Below are 16873 nucleotides of genomic sequence, written 5' to 3' on the forward strand. Positions count from 1 at the left end.
GGCTACGCTGGAGCTGAGTCGGTCGATCTGGCGGCTTTCTCGGCATCCCCGTCCATCGATTTCTTTCAAATGCCTGAAAAAAAGGCTTGGCGTGGCGCTGCGCATGCCCTACATTTCGCTTGCCGACGGGGTCGGCCCAGACAACCAACCAAGAGTATCGACAGGATAACTATGGCAAAGAGTGCGAAAAAAGCCGCTAAGAAAGCCGCTCCGAAGAAGTCCGCCGCCAAGGCGGGCCCGGCCAAGCCGATCAAGGAAGCGCTGAGCAAGTCCGGCCTGGTGTCACACATCGCCGAATCGAGCGGCGTGCTGGCCAAGGACGTCAAGGCCGTGCTGGCTTCGCTGGAGTCGGCCATCGCCGGTTCGATCAGCAAGAAGGGCGCTGGTTCCTTCACCCTGCCGGGCCTGTTCAAGGTGACCTCGGTCGCCGTCGCCGCCAAGCCGAAGCGCAAGGGCAAGAACCCCTTCACCGGCGAAGAGCAGTGGTTCGCCGCCAAGCCGGCTTCGGTCAAGGTCAAGGTCCGTCCGCTGAAGAAGCTGAAAGACGCTGCCGCCTGATCGCGATGCTATTCCCGCCGGAACGGCAATCTTGCCGTTCCGCGCGGTTTGCGGCCGACGCGCACGCCGGCCGTCGCGTTGACTGCGGGTCATGGACGCGCTCTCTCCTGCCTTCGCCGCTTTTCTCGCCGACGCCATCCTGGCGCTGCATGTCGGCATCGTCGCCTTCGTGGTGTTCGGCCAGGCCGCGATCCTGATCGGCGCCTGGCGCCGCTGGCGCTGGATCCGCAACTTTCGCTTCCGCATCGCCCATCTCGCGCTGATGCTGTTCATCGCGCTGCAGGCTTGGCTCGGCCAGTTGTGTCCCTTGACCGTGTGGGAACAGGCGCTGCGCGGCCATGCCGGACAAACCGCCTACGCGGCATCCTTCATCGAGCATTGGCTTTCGCGGCTGATCTTCTTCCAGGCGCCGTGGTGGGCCTTCGTCGCCGCCTACAGCGCTTTCGCCGCCGTGGCGCTGGCCTGCTGGTATTGGGTGGCGCCGCGCCGGAAGGGCCGCTAAGCCGCCGCACCGCGGCATGCAAATCGAACCGGACAGGTCCATGATCGTCTCTGGGGGGTTCATGGAGCCGCAACGACACCTCATCAACTCAGCGGGAGTAAGTCGATGGATATCGTCGGTCTGCTTGTGAATGCGGTTGCGGGTGCGGTCGGTGGCGGCGCCACCGGTAAGGCGATGAAGGAAAAAGGCCTGGGCACGATGGGCGACACCATCGTCGGCCTGATCGGCGGCATCGGCGGCGGCGCCCTGATGCAGCAATTGGGTTTCCTGGCCAATACCGCGCAGTCGGCGGGCTTCGATGTCGGCGCACTGGCAGGCCAATTGGTCGGCGGCGGCGTGGCCGGAGCGATCCTCACCGCGATCGTCGGCATGGCCAAGAACGCTGCGGCCAAACGCCCTGGTTGAGAGTAAGGCCGCATCGGCACGAACGACCGTGCGGATACGGTTCGCCGAATGGAACGCACCGGCGCGCCTATGCGCCCGCACGACGCGCTAGGCTTGGCGCGTCGCAGATACCGGCACTACCGTCATGTCCTTGTTCGACCTCCCCACCCTGCTCGCCTATCTCGCCGCAGCCACCGTGCTGGTGCTGATTCCGGGGCCGGGCACGGCCTGGATCGTCGCGCAAACCGTCGCCGGCGGCACGCGCCGCGGATTGCAGGCGGGCCTCGGACTCGAAACGGCGACGTTGATCCATGCACTCGCCGCGGGCTTGGGTTTGTCGGCGTTGCTGGCCGCTTCGGCGATCGCTTTCGAAGTGCTCAAGTACGCCGGCGCGGCCTACCTGGTGTGGCTGGGCATCAAGGCCTGGCGCGATAAGCCGGCGATGGAAACCGCGCCGTCCGCGCAGACGCCGACGCTCGGACGCCATGTGTACCGCCGCTCGGTACTCACCGGCGTGCTCAACCCGAAAGTCGCGGCGTTCTTCCTCGCCTTCCTGCCGCAATTCGTGCACCCGGAACGCGGCCTGGTGTGGCTGCAGTTCCTGGTGCTGGGCGTATTGCTGTCGCTGATCGGCTTCAGCCACAGCAGCGTGCTGGCCTTCGCGATCGGCCGCTTCGGCCGCCGCTTGTCGGCCGATGCGCGTTTCGCGCGCTGGCGGCAGAAACTGATCGGCACCGTCTTCGTCGGCTTGGGCGTGCGGTTGGCGGCGCAGCACCAGGCCTGACGCACCCGTGTCCGCCCGCGACGCGGACGCGGCGCCCTTTGCCGCGCCCGTCGCCGGACGCTAGCATGCGTTGCGTCGACAACAGGGGAATCGCGCATGGCCCACCGTAGCCTCTGGCTGTTCGCGCTCGCGCTGCTGGTGGGGATCGCATTGTTGCTGGGCAGATCCTGCACGCGCGACGATACGGCCGGCAACAGCGCCGCGGTCGCGCCCGCAGCGAGCGATGCGGCCGCAGACGCGTCTGGACCCGAATCCGGTGCCGCGGCGGCGGAGGGCCAACGCCAGCAAGCCATCTCCACGGCGGTCGACACGCTGCATCGCTACCTGTTCGCGATCAGTACCGGCGACCATGCCAAAGCGAATGCATTCTGGGCCGACGGAAAACCCGCTGCGGCGCCGGCCGAAGCGGACCTGCGCACGCTCCAAGGCGCCAGCGCCCGCATCCAGAACGATCCGCCCAAACCGCTGGATTCCGAAGCGGTGCCGGCGGCGCTGGAAATTCCGATCGAACTGCGCATCAGCGTCGAAGGCGCGCCGGTGCGCCACTACTCGGGCTGGTATCGCTTGCGCGCCGCCAATCCGGTCCAGGGCCCGTGGAAGATCACCTCGGCCTCGGTCAGGGTGCGCACGCCTTGACGCCGATCGCGCTGCCGCGCTTGAAGCCCGCCGCTTCGCCCACATCCGTATTGGAACGAACCGCGACGGAGCTATTCGTGAAAGCACAGGGTTTCCTCGATCAACTGTTCAAGACCGCCCAACAAGGATTGGGCAACGGCGCCCTGGACGGGCTGCTCGGCGGCGGCGCGCGCACGTCGCAGCCGCAAACCGGGGCAGCGCCCGACAAGGGCTTGCTGAACGCCGATTTCGGCAAGGGCGCGCTCGCCGGCGGTGCGCTGGGATTGCTGCTGGGCAGGAACCGCACCACGCGCAAGCTGGCCACCTACGGCGGCCTGGCCGCGCTCGGCGTGATGGCCTACAAGGCCTACGGCGATTACAAGCGCCAGCAGGAAGGCGCGTCGTCCGCCGAACCGCGCACCGTCGACCGCCTGCCGGCGCCGGAAGCCGAGCTGCACAGCCAAGCCATCCTGAAAGCCTTGGTAGCCGCCGCCAAAGCCGACGGCCACATCGACGAACGCGAACGCGCGGTGATCGAAGGCGAGTTCAGCCGCATCGACGACGACCCGCAGCTTCGGCAATGGCTCAGCAGCGAACTGCAGCGCCCGCTGGATCCGGCCGAAGTCGCGCGTGCGGCGACCACGCCCGAAATGGCTTCGGAAATGTACCTGGCCAGCGTGCTCGCCGCGGACGAACAAAGCTTCATGGAGCGCGCCTACCTGGACGAACTGGCGCGCCAGCTCAAGCTCGACGATGCCTTGAAGGCGAAACTCGAGCAGCAAGTGCGCGACGCCGCCGCCTGACTCCGCTGCCATGCATGGCCTGCTGAAAGCCGCAGTCGCGCTGTCGCTGCTAGCGGCGGCCGCGTTTTGGTCGTGGCGCCAGCCCTTCATGTTGCAGCCGCGCACCTGGTGGGAATTGTCCCGGTTGCGACCGCCGGTTTCCCTGCCCAGTCCGGTCGACGGCGTCGACGCGCGGCGCATCGCCGATACCTACGGCGCGCCGCGCGGCGCCGACCGCCGCCATGCGGGCGTCGACATCTTCGCCGCACGCGGCGCCGCGGTGACCAGCACCACGCGCGGACTCGTGCTGTCGGTTCGCGAAGGCGGCCTGGGCGGCAGGCAGGTGTGGATCCTGGGCCCGGCGCACGAGCGGCACTATTACGCGCACCTGCAGGACTGGGCGCCGGGCCTGGCGGCCGGCGACGTCGTCCGCGCCGGCGACAGGCTCGGCAGCGTCGGCGACAGCGGCAACGCGCGCGGCACGCCGCCGCATCTGCATTACGGCATCTACGGCCGCGATGGCGCCTACGATCCGCTGCCATTGCTGCGGGCCGCCGCGAAGTCCGGAACGGCCGCTTCCAGCCGTTGACGGCCGGCGCCAGGATCGGCGGCATCGAGTAACATTCGGCCGAAGCGCCCCACCTCCTGGAATCCACATGGACAAGCGTTTCTGGATCTGCGGATTGGCGATGTCGGTGGCGACCCTGCTGACCGGCTATGCCGTGCACGGCGGGTTGCTGGCCGCGGACTACGCGCCTCTGTACGGCACGCTGCTGCGCACGCCCGAACAGCAGGAACCCTACTTCGCATGGCTGATCGTGGCCGACTTGCTGATCGGTTTCGCCATGACCTGGCTCTACCGTTTCGGTTTTTCGGAAGGCCGGTCGACCGCCGCCCAGGGTTTGCGTTTCGGCTTCGCGATCGCATTGCTGGCGGCCGTTCCCCTGCACCTGATCTATTACGCGATCCAGCCGCTGTCCGGCGCGCTCGTCGCCAAGCAGGTGGCCTTCGACACGATCCGTTTCATGCTGCTCGGCTTGCTGATCGCGTACCTGCAGCCGCGCCGACCGGTACTCTGACCGCTAACCGCACGTTCACCGCCGCCGCGTAGGCTGCATGCCAGCCACGGAGCACCGCATGCATCGCCACCGTTTTTTCTTCGCCGCTTTCGTCGCGACCGCCATCGCCGCCTGTTCCACGATCGGCGCGATGTCGGCCTGGCTCAACAACCAGGTGTCCTATAGCGCGCCGCAGTTGCAGCGCTATCTGGATCGGCGCTTCCCGCGCGATTTCGACAAGCTCGGCGGGCTGGTCTCGGTTACGCTAGCCAATCCGAGGCTTTCGCTGCCGCCCGGCGAACATCGGTTGCGGCTGGAATTCGACATGGGCATCGGCGCTCTCGGCGGGCAAGGCGCGCCGAGCGGGCATTTGGCGCTGAGCAGCGGCTTGCGCTACGACGCCGCCACGCAAGGCCTGCATTTGTCCGATCCGGAATTGCTGCAGTTCGACCTGCCTGGTGCGGGCTCGCTGTTGAAGGGCGGCGCGCGCGGCATCGTCAACAGCCTGTTGGCCGAGTACGCGCGCAGCGAGCCGGTGTACCGGCTGGAGCCGGACCTGCTCGAAAAACTGCCCGCCGGCAAACGCATCGGCGCGGTCGACATCGACGACGGCCGCGTGGTGGTGCGCCTGCAATGAACGCGATCGCGACGCAGATGAAGCGGTGCGCGGCGGCGCTGTCGGTCCTGTTGCTGTCGGCATCGATACTGGCGGCCTGCGGAAAGGACGATGCCGACGCGGCGAAGCAAGGCGAGACCGACGAAAAAGGATTGCCGGCGCCCGCCCGCGCCTCCGGTTCGGTCACCGGCATGCCGGACGATCCCGGTCCCGGCACTGCGGCGCCGGTCACCGGGGAACCGCCGCCGCCGGAAATGCCGATCGTGATCGACGGCGAGCTGGATCCCGCCAATCCGGAAACCGGGCTGCTGCCCGGCGGCGTCGAGCCGGAATCGGATCCGGCCCCGGACGATTCCGCATCGCAAACCGCTGCGGAACCCACGCCCGAGGATGCGATCGCGGTGGTCCGCGACTACTACGATTCGATCAATAGCGGCAGCTTCGCGCGCGCGTATTCGCTGTGGTCGGACGGCGGCCGCAGCAGCGGGCAGTCGCCGGAGCAATTTGCGGCGGGGTTCGCCGAAACGGCCAAAGTCGATGTCGAGATCCAACAGCCCGGCCGGGTCGACGCCGCGGCGGGATCGCGCTACATCGAAGTGCCGGTGGCGATCAGCGCGACGCGCAAGGACGGCAGCGTGCGCAAATACGTCGGCGCTTACACGCTGCGCCGCGCCGTGGTGGACGGCGCTAGCGCCGAGCAACGCGCCTGGCGGATAGGTTCGGCCGACATCAGGGAAGTGAAGCCATGAACCTGTCGCGCGCTCGTCTCGCCATCGCGGCCTGCCTGCTGCTGTCCGCCTGCCAGCGCACGCCCGACGCAGCCGCGCCTGCGCAACCGGCAGTGCCCGAACCCGCGGCCGCGGACTCGGTTCCGCCGCCTGCGCCCGCCGAACCGGCCGGCACGGGCGAAAAGACGGCGGCTTACGTGTTGCCCGGCGATTTCGACGCCGGCACCGGATTGGCCGACCTGCAAGCGCGCTTCGGCGAGGCCAACGTCCGCACCGGCGAAGTGCCGGGCGCGGAGGGCGAAACGGTATCGGGCATCGTCTTGTTTCCCGACGATCCCAAACGCCGTGCCTATCTCTATTTCGACGACGAGAAAGCGCTGGCCGGCCTGAACCTGGTCCGCGCCTTCGACCACGAAACGCAGTGGTCGCTCGACAACGGATTGCGCATCGGCACGCCGTTGAAGGAAGTCGTAGCCATGAACGGCAAGCCGATCAAGTATTACGGGCTGGATTGGGATTACGGCGGCACGGTGACTTCGTTCAACGGCGGCAAGCTGGAACCACCACCGGATGCGCCCGTGAAGCGCATCATCCAACTAGGCTCCAACTCGACAGCAGACAATCCGCAACCCGACGACGCCTACCCGATCGGCGACAGCGAGTTCTCCAGCGACGATCCCGCATACCCGCGGCAGGGCGACTACGTGATCGTCGGCGAGATCGCCGTTTCGTTCCCGGGCAAGCAAGACAACTAGCGTCGCGGCGATGCTTTTCCCCTCTCCCTTTTACGGGGTGAAGGGGGCTTACATGCGGATCACCGATTCGCATGCCCCCTGAATGCCCTTGCGAATAGCAAGGGCCGGGGCGCGGAGCTGGGACAGGCCGAAGGCTAGGGAGAGGGCTCGGCTTTTCGCGCTATGCCTCGGCAAGCTTCATCAAAAGCGTGTGAATAAGTTCGCACGAAACCCTGCCTTACAGCTCGAAGCGATAGCTGAACTTCACCAGCAACTGCTCGTCGTCGCGCAACTCGAAGCTGTCGCGCAGCAGGTGGCCGGCGCCATCCGAGAATTCCTGCCTGTCGAACCCGCCGCGTCCGTAAACCACGTACAGATAGGACAGCGGCGCGATTTCGTACCGGTAGCGGATCTGGAACCCGAGATTGCTGAGGCTGAAATCTTCGATCGGATCTTCGCTGGGGATGGCATTGCCCGCAACGTCAACGCGATAGGCCTGCTTGAGCTGCGCATCGATCGCCAGCGACTGCAGCTTGACGCGCAATTCCTGCCTGTCGTCGATGTTCCAGGTCACGCCGGCATTGATGTGCCACTCGCGGCCACGGAAGCTGCCGATCAGGTTGTCGCGTTCCCACAGCAGCCAGTCGGGCGTGTCGTCGGCGTAGAAGCCGGCGTAAAGGCTGAAGGCGTCGCTGATGAAATAGGTCGGTTCGTACGACAGGCTCCAGCCGATCTTGTCGTTGCCGGCCAGGCCGCCGGTCAGCAATTCCGCTTCGAGCGTGTGCGACCAGCGCCCCTTGCGCGGACGCTGGTATTCGAAATAGGCATTGAAATTCGCCGGCAACTTCACCAGGCCGTTGCCGCGGGTAAGCAAGTCGTCGTAGCCGGGGCCGTTGACGTTGATCTGCGCGTATTCGTAGCTGCCGTTGCGCAGTCTGCCTTCGCGGCTCAAGCGGAACTGCGAGCCGAGGTCGTCGCCGTGATCGTTGTGGTCGCTGCTGATCCGTGCGCGCCAGTCCTTCGACGAGTAGCGCGAATCGGCCGGCAAGTCGGTGAAACGGCGCTTGACTTCCCAATGCACGTAATTGGTGCTGTTGCGCGACAGGTAGCCGGCGTCGTTGATTTCCAGATCGTTGCCGAAATGCATCGCGATCCACTGCTGGCGCCAGCCGTGGTCCATCTCGTAGTCGGCCCAGACCGTCGCGCCGGTGTCGCTGAAGCTGTCGCCGGCGTCGTCGATTTTGCTGCCGAAGACGCGGGTCTGGATGTTCCAGCGCTGCGTCGGCCGCCAGTTGTGGTCGATGCCGAGCACGGTAGCTTCGCGGTCGAAATACGGGCGCTCGACCTGGGTGACCATCATGCCCAGGTTCTGGCTCGCGAAATCGCGCACCATGCGCAGCGCGTAGAACGAACGTCCGACTTCATCGGCCTCGTCGGCTGCGAACACGCCGTATTTGGTTCCGCCCAAGCTGCCGTTGAGCTTGACCGCCGCGGTGATGTCGCCGGCACCGTTGCCGTCGTCGGCCGGCGCGCCGATGCGGCGCGTGTACAGCAGCTGGCTGAAGTCGGATGGCGTGGTGTATTCGAAGATGCCCTGGTTCTCGGTGAAGAACGGGCGCTTGTCGCTGATGAAGGTTTCGGTGGCGCTGAAGTTGACCACCAAGTCGTCGCTCTCGACCTGGCCGAAATCGGGATTGATCGTCGCCGTCGCCTGGAATTGCCCGTTCGGCTTCCAGAAAATGTCCACGCCGCCGTCGAAATCGCTGTCGCCGTTGATGTTGTCGTACAGGCCGGACACATACGGCGTCAGCGCGATCAAGGACTGGCTGTATTGCGCCATCTCGACCTCTTTGAAGTCGGACAGGAAGCGCGGGCGCTCGAAACTCGCCGTCGGCCATGCCGAACGCTCGCCGCTGGAGCCGATCACCCGGTCCAGGTAGATCTTCATCTTGCGCCGGTCGCCATCGGCCTTGTGCATCGGCGCGATGTACCACGGGATCAGCATTTCCACCGACCAGGTGTCGCCTTCCTCGCTGACGGCGTGCTTCCAGTTGCCGTCCCAGTCGTCGTTGAACTGGTTCTCGTTGGTGATCACCGCGTCGGCCACGCCGCCGGTCGAAGCGATGGTGAAGTTGTAGCCGGTGCGGCCGTCGCCGTCGAAATCGACCATCAGGTTGACTCGGTCGACCTGGTCTTCGAAATCGCGCTGCACGCGCTGGCGGGTGCGCGGCACGCTCGCCGGCTGCACGTTCCTGAAGGCGATGGCCAGGCCTTCGGGCGTGGACAGGATCCAGGCCTCGGTCGGCTGCGAACCCGGCGCAAGGCTCAGCGGCTGCACCTGGCGGAAATCGGTGACGTGCTGGGCGCCCTGCCATTCGGCCGGATCGATACGGCCGTCGACCTCGACCGCAAAAGCCGGCGCGGATAGCGCCATCAGGACGGCAACGGCCAAGCGTGCAGCGCGCATTCGGTCTTTCCTAATCGGGCCCCGGCCCCAATGACGCGCAAATTACCGACAATGCAAGCCGTTACCGACTGGCGTTAGTCATGGCAACCTTTTCGGCATTTCCCGCATCCGTCAGGCAGGGCCGGCGTTTCCGGTCCGCCCGCGGCGTCAGCGCTTGGGCTGCAGCATCGTCCCGGTGCAGTTCTTGGCACCGCATTTGCATGCCCACAGCTTCTTGGCCTTGGCGGTATGCGGTTCGTCCAGGACGATGCCGTAGTTGTAAGTGAGCTCTTCGCCGGGCTTGATGTCGCGGATGGCCTCGATGAACACCTTGTCCTTGTGGCGCTTGCCCTTCGCGTTCTCCTCGATCACGGCCTCGCAATTGGGCTTGCAGCTGTGGTTGATCCAGCGCGCGATGTTGCCGTCGACGTTGGCGTCGACCACGTAATCGTCGTTGAGGGTGAACAGGAAGGTGTGGCCGTTCTCGTCGACTTCGCCGTAGGCCTCGTCCACTTCGTCGTGCGTGCGCAACTTGCCCTTGTAGCGGACGATGCGCTCGCCCTTGCTGATCTCTTCGGTGGCGAAAACGCCATTGCCGTGGATCGGGGACAGGCGGGCGGCGATCTTCTTGCGCGGCATCGATTTTTTCCGTGGTCGGGAGACGATATTGTCGCCGAACCGTCTTGCCGAGGCTATGGCCGATGGCCTGGCACGGACGATTTCGGCGTATTCGGCTGCGTCCCCTCTCTTTAAACCCGACGTCATGCGCTCGCTTTCCCTGCTCGCCCTCGGCGCCATCGCCGCTTTGTCCGGCTGCGGCGCCGACTCGTCTTACGCCGGCGGTAAGCAGCCCACCGCGGCGGCCACGCCTTTCCGGCAGAGCCTGTCCGAGGAAGATCTGCTGGCCCGCGGCGAATATCTGATCCGCACCACCGGCTGCAACGATTGCCACACCGCCGGCTATGCCGAGCAGCAGGGCAACGTCGACAAGTCGCAATGGCTCACCGGCTCGCCGATGGGCACAAGGGGCCGTGGGGCACCACCTACGCCGCCAATCTGCGCTTGAAGCTCGCCGGCATGAACGAGACGCAGTGGCTCGAGTACAGCGCCAAGCTGCGTACCCGTCCGCTGATGCCGGATTTCGCACTGCGCGCCATGACGGAAGCCGACCGTCGTGCCATCTACCGCTTCATCAAATCGTTGGGGCCCGGCGGCGGCCCGGCGCCGGCGGTTCTGCCGCCGGGCCACAAACCGGCGCCTCCCTATCTCGAGCTGGTATTGCCAGGCGCCCAGGCACCCGCCCAGTCGGGCTGAACCTCTTCCCTGAACCAGTCGCTTGGCGTCGGCCTCCTGAATCAGTACAATTTCAGTACTCATTAGGACAGCCAGAAGCCGCCCGCCCGCGGGCCGGCTTCAAGCCAGACGACATGCTCCGGGTCACCAAACTCACCGATTACGCCAGCGTGGTGCTGACCGTGCTGGCCAGCGAGCCCGACGCCGTGCTCAGCGCTACCGGACTGGCCGAGCGGGCGGGCCTGGAAACGCCCACCGTGGCCAAGGTGCTCAAGCCGCTGGCCCAGGCCGGCCTGGTCGAGGCCTTCCGCGGCGCCAACGGCGGCTACCGGTTGGCGCGCGCGCCGGCCGATATCTCGCTGATCGAGATCGTCGAAGCGATCGAAGGCCCGCTCGGCATGACCGAATGCAGCGTCCACGCCGGCGCCTGCGGCATCGAACGCTCTTGCACCGCGCGCGCCAATTGGCGCCGCATCAACGACGTCGTCGCCGACGCGCTGCGCGGCGTCAGCTTGGCCGACATGGTCGGCCCGCCCAGGCCGCAGGCCAAAAAAGCGATCCCCGCGTCGCTGGCCGCGAATTGAGGTAAGCCATCATGGCCATCGAAAACGCACATATCATCGAACAGCTGGGCCGCCGCTACGACGCCGGCTTCGTCACCGATATCGAATCCGATTCGTTCCCGCCGGGCTTGAGCGAGGACGTCGTCCGCGCCCTTTCCGCGAAAAAGAACGAGCCGGAGTGGATGACGCAGTGGCGCCTGTCCGCCTACCGCCACTGGCTGACCATGCCGGTGCCGCACTGGGCCAAGCTGAAGATCGCGCCGATCGATTTCCAGGCGATCAGCTACTTCAGCGCGCCCAAGGCCAAGTACGCTTCGCTGGACGAAGTGCCGCAGGAACTGATCGACACCTACGACAAGCTCGGCGTGCCGTTGCACGAGCGCGCCAAGCTCGCGGGCGTGGCGGTCGATGCCGTGTTCGACTCGGTCAGCGTCGGCACCACCTTCCGCAAGGAGCTCGCCGAGAAGGGCGTCATCTTCTGCTCGATGTCCGAAGCCATCCAGGAGCACCCGGAACTGGTGCGGCAATACCTGGGCAGCGTGGTGCCGACCGGCGACAACTACTTCGCCGCGCTCAATTCGGCGGTGTTCTCCGACGGCAGCTTCGTGTTCATTCCCAAGGGCGTGCGCTGCCCGATGGAACTGAGCACCTATTTCCGGATCAACGCGCTCAATACCGGCCAGTTCGAACGCACCCTAATCATCGCCGAAGACAAGAGCTACGTCTCCTATCTGGAAGGCTGCACCGCGCCGATGCGCGACGAGAACCAGCTGCATGCGGCCGTGGTCGAACTGGTCGCGCTGGACGACGCGGAGATCAAGTATTCGACCGTGCAGAACTGGTACCCGGGCGACGAGGAAGGCCGCGGCGGCATCTATAACTTCGTCACCAAGCGCGGCGAGTGCCGCGGCGCGCGCAGCAAGATCTCGTGGACGCAGGTCGAGACCGGTTCGGCGATCACTTGGAAATACCCCAGTTGCGTGCTGTTGGGAGACGATTCGACCGGCGAGTTCCATTCGGTCGCGCTCACCCATCATCGCCAGCAAGCCGACACCGGCACCAAGATGATCCATGTCGGCAAGCGCACCAAGTCCAAGATCGTCAGCAAGGGCATCAGCGCCGGCCGCGGGCAGAACTCGTACCGCGGCCTGGTCAAGGTGGAGCGCAGCGCCGAGGGCGCGCGCAACCACACCCAGTGCGATTCGCTGCTGATCGGCAAGCAATGCGGCGCGCACACCTTCCCGTACATCGAGGTCAAGCACCCGAGCGCGACGGTGGAGCACGAAGCCACCACGTCCAAGATCAGCGACGACCAGCTGTTCTACTGCCGCTCGCGCGGCATTTCGCAGGAAGACGCGGTGTCGCTGATCGTCGACGGCTTCTGCAAGCAGGTGTTCCGCGAGCTGCCGATGGAATTCGCGGTGGAAGCCAAGAAATTGCTGGAAGTCAGCCTGGAGGGGTCGGTCGGATGAGGATCGCGCTCGTTTTCTGCCTGCTCATCGTTACCGGCCTCGCCGCGACGGCTTCGAACGCGGAGGACCTGGAATGCATGGGCATGGCCAACGACCAGTATTCGATCAACCAGTGCGCGCGCAAGAGCGCGGACGCGGCGGACGCGCAGTTGAATGCCGTCTACCGCGAACTGATCCGGGCGCAGAGCGGCGACGCGCTCGCCGTCGCAGCGATCAAGAACGCGCAACGCGCCTGGATCGCGTTCCGCGACCTGGAGATCGAGTCGAACTTTCCGGCCGAGAACAAGATGCTGGCCTACGGCTCGATGTATCCGCAATGCCACGCGATGGCGCTCGAATCCCTGACGCGCGTGCGTACCGCGCAGCTATGCCTGCAGCTGCGCGGACAGCGCGGCTCCACGGCCGCGTGCAAAGCCGTCGACGTTACGCCCAAATTCCCAGAATTCGGTTGCTGAAATGCTGAAGATCGAAAACCTCCACGCCCGCATAGGCGGCCGCGAAATCCTCAAGGGCCTCTCGCTGGAAGCGAAGGCGGGCCAGGTGCACGCCATCATGGGCCCCAACGGCGCCGGCAAGTCGACGCTGGGCAACATCCTGGCCGGCCGCGAAGGCTACGAAGTGACGGCGGGCAGCGTGCGCTACGGCGATATCGATCTGCTTGCGCTGGAGCCCGAAGAACGCGCCGCGGCAGGCGTGTTCCTGGCCTTCCAGTACCCGGTCGAGATTCCGGGCGTCAACAACACCTACTTCCTGCGCAGCGCGCTCAACGCGCAACGCAAGGTGCGCGGCGAGCCGGAGTTGGATTCGATGCAGTTCCTCAAGCTGGTGCGCGAAAAGCTCGCCGTTCTGCACCTGGACGACAAGCTGCTGCAGCGCGGCGTCAACGAAGGCTTCAGCGGCGGCGAGAAGAAGCGCAACGAGATCTTCCAGATGGCGGTGCTGGAGCCGAAGCTCGCGATCCTCGACGAAACCGATTCCGGCCTCGATATCGATGCGCTGAAGAACGTCGCCGAGGGCGTCAACGCGCTGCGCTCGCCGGAACGCGCGTTCCTGGTCATCACCCACTACCAGCGCCTGCTCGATTACATCCGGCCGGATGTGGTGCATGTGCTCGCCGACGGCCGCATCGTCGAAAGCGGCGGGCCGGAACTGGCGCTGGAACTGGAAGCGCACGGCTACGCCTGGGTGAAGGACCGCGTTGCGCCGGAGGCAGCGGCCTGATGAGCGTCCTGCTCGATTCGCTCGCTTCCGGCTTCGACGGCGACGCCGCCCGCCGCGCCGCGCTCGACGCCGCTTTGCGCGACGGCCTGCCGGGCCCGCGCAGCGAAGCCTGGAAGTACACGCCGCTGCGCGCGCTGGAACGCCGTTCGTTCGTCGCGTCTGCGGCATTGCCGTTGATCGATCCTGCGCTTCTCGCAGGCATCGCCGCGCCGCGGCTGGTGTTCGTCAATGGCCGTTTCGACGCCACCCATTCCGATATCGGTACGCTGCCGGCGGGCTTGAGCCTGCAACCGCTGTCTTCGTCGCCGGAGCGCGATCGCGGCGGACCCGTCTTCCAACGCGCCGACGAAGTCTTCGCCAGGCTCAACGCCGTGCTGGCCGACGAAGGCCTGGTGCTGCGCGTCGAGGCCGATGCCGAGATTGCCGCCCCCATCAGCTTAGTGTTCGCCGGCGCGGCGCTCGATGCGGATAGCGCCTGGCACCTGCGCCACCGCATCGAAATCGGCGCGAATGCGCGCGCGACGTTCGTCGAGCATCATCTTGCCGCCGGCGACCATGCCCACCTCGCCAATCACCTGTTCTCGATTGCGATCGCAGCGAATGCCCGCCTGTCGCACGCCCGCGTGCAGCAGGATGCGGCACGCGCTACGTCTTTCCTGCGCACGGACGCGGTCCTGGACGCTGGAGCGGAATACCGCCGCCTGGATCTCGAACTCGGCGCCGGGCTGTCGCGCCATGAGCTGAACGTGCGTCTGGAAGGAGACGGCGCCAAGCTGTTCGCCAACGGCGTACTGTTGGCCGACGGCCGCCGGCACGTCGATACGCGTCTGGGCATCGAGCACACCGCCCGCGACACCGCCTGCGATCTTTTGTGGCGCGGCATCGGCAGCGGGCGCGGCCGCGCGGTGTTCCACGGCGGCATCACCATCCATGCCGGCGCCGATGGCAGCGATGCGAATCTTTCCAACAAGAACCTGCTGCTGAGCGAGAATGCGGAAATCGACACGCAACCCGTGCTTGAAATCCACGCCGACGAGGTCAAGGCCGCCCATGGCGCCACCGTCGGCCGGCTCGACGCGACCGCGATGTTCTACCTTCGCTCGCGCGGCCTGCCGCAGGCGGAAGCGCGGCAACTGCTCACCGCCGCGTTCTGCCGCGAACCGCTGAACGTGATCGCCGATCCTGCGCTGCACGAGCGCCTGACCGTAGCGATGGACAACAGGCTGCAAGGATTGGCGATCGCATGAACCGGATGACCGCGGCGAAGAACATCGACTGGGACGCCGTGCGCGGCGATTTCCCCGTGTTCGAGCGCCAGGTCAACGGCAAGCCGCTGATCTATTTCGACAGCGCCAACACCGGCCAGAAGCCTCGCAGCGTGATCGAGACGGTCGACGATTTCTACCGCCGCCACAACGCCAACGTCAGCCGCGCGGTGCACACGCTGGGCAGCGAGGCGACCGAATCCTACGAAGGCGCCCGCAAGAAGCTGGCGCGCTTCGTCAACGTCCACCCGGACGAGCTGGTGCTGTGCAGCGGCACCACGTTCGCGATCAACCTGGCCGCCTATTCGTGGGCGTTGCCGCGGTTGAAGCCGGGCGATGCGATCCTGCTGACGCGGATGGAACACCACGCCAACATCGTGCCGTGGCAGCTGGTCGCCGGGCGCACCGGCGCCACGATCAAGGTCGCCGAAATCGCGCCGGACGGCACGCTCGACCTCGATGCGCTGCACGCGGCGATGACGCCGGAAGTGAAGCTGCTCGGCGTGACGCACGTGTCCAACGTGCTCGGCACCGTCAATCCGGTGCGCGAGATCTGCCGCGAGGCGCGCCGGCGCGGCATCGCCACCCTGGTCGACGGTTCGCAGGCGCTGCCGCACCGTGCGGTCGACATCGCCGCGATCGGCTGCGATTTCTACGCCTTCACCGGCCACAAGATGTGCGGGCCGACCGGCACCGGCGCGTTGTGGGCGCGCAAGGAGCACCTCGCTGCGATGCCGCCGTTCATCGGCGGCGGCGAGATGATCAAGGAAGTGCGTTTCGAAGGCACCGTGTTCAACGAGCCGCCGCACAAGTTCGAAGCCGGCACGCCCAATATCGCCGGCCATATCGGCCTGGGCGCTGCGGTCGACTATCTGGATGCCCTCGGCATGGCCCAGGTCGAAGCGCGCGAAGCGGAATTGCTGGCGCACTTGAACGAAGAACTGGCCGGGATCGACGGCCTGCGCATCTTCGGCAACGCCCGGGAAAAGGCCGCGGTCGTCAGCTTCCTGGTGGAAGGCGCGCACGCGCACGACCTGGCCACCCTGCTGGACCTGGAAGGCGTGGCGGTGCGCTCCGGCCACCATTGCGCGCACCCGCTGATGCATTTCTACGGCGTCGCCGCCACGTGCCGCGCGTCGCTGGCCTTCTACAATACGCACGACGAAATCGAACGCTTCGTCGCTGCCCTGATAAAAGTCCGCGGACTCCTGGCATGAACGATAACGCCGCCCCTCTCCGGTTTCGCGATGCGACGCCGGCCGACGTCGACGCGCTGGTCGCGCTGGTCACCTCCGCCTACCGCGGCGACGCGAGCCGCGCCGGCTGGACGACCGAGGCCGATCTGCTCGAAGGCAACCGCATCGACCCCGAAGTGCTGCGTCACGACATCGCGCGTCCGCGTAGCCGCGTGCTGTTGCTGGAGCGCCAATCGGCAGCTCCGGCGGAGCTCGCCGAACTGCTCGCGTGCGCGCATATAGCCGAGGAGGACGGTGCCGGCTACTTCGGCATGTTCTCGGTGCGTCCGACCTTGCAAGGCGGCGGCATCGGCAAGCGTCTGCTCGAGGAAGCCGAGCGCATCGTCCGCGACGAATGGCGCTTGCCGGCGATGCGGATGACGGTGATCGACATCCGCGACGAATTGATCGCTTTTTACGAACGGCGCGGCTACCGGCGCACCGGCGTCTACAAGCCGTTCCCGCATGGCGACGAGCGTTTCGGTCTGCCTAAGCGCAACGATCTGCGTTTCGAGGTGCTGGAAAAACTGTTGTAGCTTGTTGGGAGCGTTTTTTTGTGGGAGCGGCTTTAGCCGCGAGCTTTTCCACCACCGAAAAATCTCGCGGCTAAAGCCGCT

The 16873-nt window shown here is 66.1% G+C and carries 22 protein-coding genes; 20 read left to right on the forward strand and 2 right to left on the reverse strand.

Annotation, left to right across the window (positions count from 1 at the left end; translation table 11 throughout):
• Positions 1-171 precede the first annotated feature (171 nt).
• The 11 genes from M2650_RS11210 to M2650_RS11260 all read left to right on the forward strand — a co-directional run bounded on the left by M2650_RS11210 (position 172) and on the right by M2650_RS11260 (position 6782).
• Positions 172-558, forward strand: a complete 387-nt coding sequence (locus M2650_RS11210; protein WP_249474574.1) for an HU family DNA-binding protein — start codon at positions 172-174, stop codon at positions 556-558.
• 91 nt (positions 559-649) lie between these two features.
• Positions 650-1060: a DUF2784 domain-containing protein gene (locus M2650_RS11215; protein ID WP_249474576.1), complete on the forward strand. Its 411-nt coding sequence runs from the start codon at positions 650-652 to the stop codon at positions 1058-1060.
• Positions 1061-1165: 105 nt separating this feature from the next.
• On the forward strand, positions 1166-1465 hold the full coding sequence (locus M2650_RS11220; RefSeq protein ID WP_249474578.1) for a hypothetical protein: 300 nt from the start codon (positions 1166-1168) through the stop codon (positions 1463-1465).
• A gap of 124 nt (positions 1466-1589) precedes the next feature.
• Complete coding sequence (locus M2650_RS11225) at positions 1590-2228, forward strand: LysE family translocator (RefSeq protein ID WP_249474580.1); 639 nt, start codon at positions 1590-1592, stop codon at positions 2226-2228.
• Positions 2229-2324: 96 nt separating this feature from the next.
• Positions 2325-2864 (forward strand): hypothetical protein, encoded by a 540-nt coding sequence (locus M2650_RS11230; protein WP_249474581.1) that lies wholly within the window; start codon positions 2325-2327, stop codon positions 2862-2864.
• Positions 2865-2941: 77 nt separating this feature from the next.
• Positions 2942-3646, forward strand: coding sequence for a tellurite resistance TerB family protein (locus M2650_RS11235; RefSeq protein WP_249474582.1), 705 nt, complete (start codon positions 2942-2944; stop codon positions 3644-3646).
• Positions 3647-3656: 10 nt separating this feature from the next.
• Entirely contained in the window at positions 3657-4214 is a 558-nt protein-coding gene (locus M2650_RS11240; RefSeq protein ID WP_249474583.1) for a M23 family metallopeptidase, read from the forward strand.
• A 67-nt stretch (positions 4215-4281) separates the two neighbouring features.
• Positions 4282-4704, forward strand: coding sequence for a hypothetical protein (locus M2650_RS11245; RefSeq protein WP_249474585.1), 423 nt, complete (start codon positions 4282-4284; stop codon positions 4702-4704).
• 58 nt (positions 4705-4762) lie between these two features.
• Positions 4763-5320 (forward strand): DUF1439 domain-containing protein, encoded by a 558-nt coding sequence (locus M2650_RS11250; RefSeq protein ID WP_249474586.1) that lies wholly within the window; start codon positions 4763-4765, stop codon positions 5318-5320.
• On the forward strand, positions 5317-6048 hold the full coding sequence (locus tag M2650_RS11255; RefSeq protein WP_249474587.1) for a hypothetical protein: 732 nt from the start codon (positions 5317-5319) through the stop codon (positions 6046-6048). The genes M2650_RS11250 and M2650_RS11255 overlap by 4 nt, the downstream gene beginning before the upstream one ends.
• Positions 6045-6782: a hypothetical protein gene (locus M2650_RS11260; RefSeq protein WP_249474588.1), complete on the forward strand. Its 738-nt coding sequence runs from the start codon at positions 6045-6047 to the stop codon at positions 6780-6782. The genes M2650_RS11255 and M2650_RS11260 overlap by 4 nt, the downstream gene beginning before the upstream one ends.
• Positions 6783-6999: 217 nt before the next feature.
• Here the strand turns inward: M2650_RS11260 and M2650_RS11265 are convergent, their stop codons facing one another.
• Both M2650_RS11265 and M2650_RS11270 read right to left on the reverse strand, forming a co-directional pair.
• Positions 7000-9228, reverse strand: coding sequence for a DUF5916 domain-containing protein (locus M2650_RS11265; RefSeq protein ID WP_249474590.1), 2229 nt, complete (start codon positions 9226-9228; stop codon positions 7000-7002).
• A 147-nt stretch (positions 9229-9375) separates the two neighbouring features.
• Positions 9376-9846 (reverse strand): SET domain-containing protein, encoded by a 471-nt coding sequence (locus M2650_RS11270; RefSeq protein ID WP_249474591.1) that lies wholly within the window; start codon positions 9844-9846, stop codon positions 9376-9378.
• Between M2650_RS11270 and M2650_RS11275 the strand changes: the two genes are divergently transcribed.
• The 9 genes from M2650_RS11275 to M2650_RS11315 all read left to right on the forward strand — a co-directional run bounded on the left by M2650_RS11275 (position 9836) and on the right by M2650_RS11315 (position 16792).
• Positions 9836-10273: a hypothetical protein gene (locus M2650_RS11275; protein WP_249474592.1), complete on the forward strand. Its 438-nt coding sequence runs from the start codon at positions 9836-9838 to the stop codon at positions 10271-10273. The two genes, M2650_RS11270 and M2650_RS11275, sit on opposite strands and share 11 nt — an antisense overlap.
• A gap of 11 nt (positions 10274-10284) precedes the next feature.
• A complete protein-coding gene (locus tag M2650_RS11280; protein ID WP_249474593.1) occupies positions 10285-10521 on the forward strand; it encodes a hypothetical protein in 237 nt (78 codons plus the stop codon).
• 113 nt (positions 10522-10634) lie between these two features.
• Positions 10635-11084, forward strand: a complete 450-nt coding sequence (locus M2650_RS11285) for an SUF system Fe-S cluster assembly regulator (protein ID WP_249474594.1) — start codon at positions 10635-10637, stop codon at positions 11082-11084.
• Between the two features lie 11 nt (positions 11085-11095).
• Positions 11096-12535, forward strand: coding sequence for a Fe-S cluster assembly protein SufB (gene sufB / locus M2650_RS11290; protein ID WP_249474596.1), 1440 nt, complete (start codon positions 11096-11098; stop codon positions 12533-12535).
• Positions 12532-12990, forward strand: a complete 459-nt coding sequence (locus tag M2650_RS11295) for a lysozyme inhibitor LprI family protein (RefSeq protein WP_249474597.1) — start codon at positions 12532-12534, stop codon at positions 12988-12990. Before sufB ends, M2650_RS11295 begins: the two co-directional genes overlap by 4 nt.
• A 1-nt stretch (position 12991) precedes the next feature.
• A complete protein-coding gene (gene sufC / locus M2650_RS11300; RefSeq protein ID WP_249474599.1) occupies positions 12992-13756 on the forward strand; it encodes a Fe-S cluster assembly ATPase SufC in 765 nt (254 codons plus the stop codon).
• Positions 13756-15003 carry a Fe-S cluster assembly protein SufD gene (sufD, locus tag M2650_RS11305; RefSeq protein ID WP_249474601.1) on the forward strand — a complete coding sequence of 416 codons (1248 nt, stop codon included), beginning with the start codon at positions 13756-13758 and terminating at the stop codon, positions 15001-15003. The genes sufC and sufD overlap by 1 nt, the downstream gene beginning before the upstream one ends.
• A complete protein-coding gene (locus tag M2650_RS11310) occupies positions 15000-16238 on the forward strand; it encodes a cysteine desulfurase (RefSeq protein WP_249474603.1) in 1239 nt (412 codons plus the stop codon). The genes sufD and M2650_RS11310 overlap by 4 nt, the downstream gene beginning before the upstream one ends.
• Positions 16235-16792 (forward strand): GNAT family N-acetyltransferase, encoded by a 558-nt coding sequence (locus M2650_RS11315; RefSeq protein ID WP_249474605.1) that lies wholly within the window; start codon positions 16235-16237, stop codon positions 16790-16792. The genes M2650_RS11310 and M2650_RS11315 overlap by 4 nt, the downstream gene beginning before the upstream one ends.
• Positions 16793-16873: the final 81 nt, after the last annotated feature.

Origin of the sequence: Luteimonas galliterrae (genome assembly GCF_023374055.1) — a bacterium.
Taxonomy (GTDB): domain Bacteria; phylum Pseudomonadota; class Gammaproteobacteria; order Xanthomonadales; family Xanthomonadaceae; genus Luteimonas_C; species Luteimonas_C galliterrae.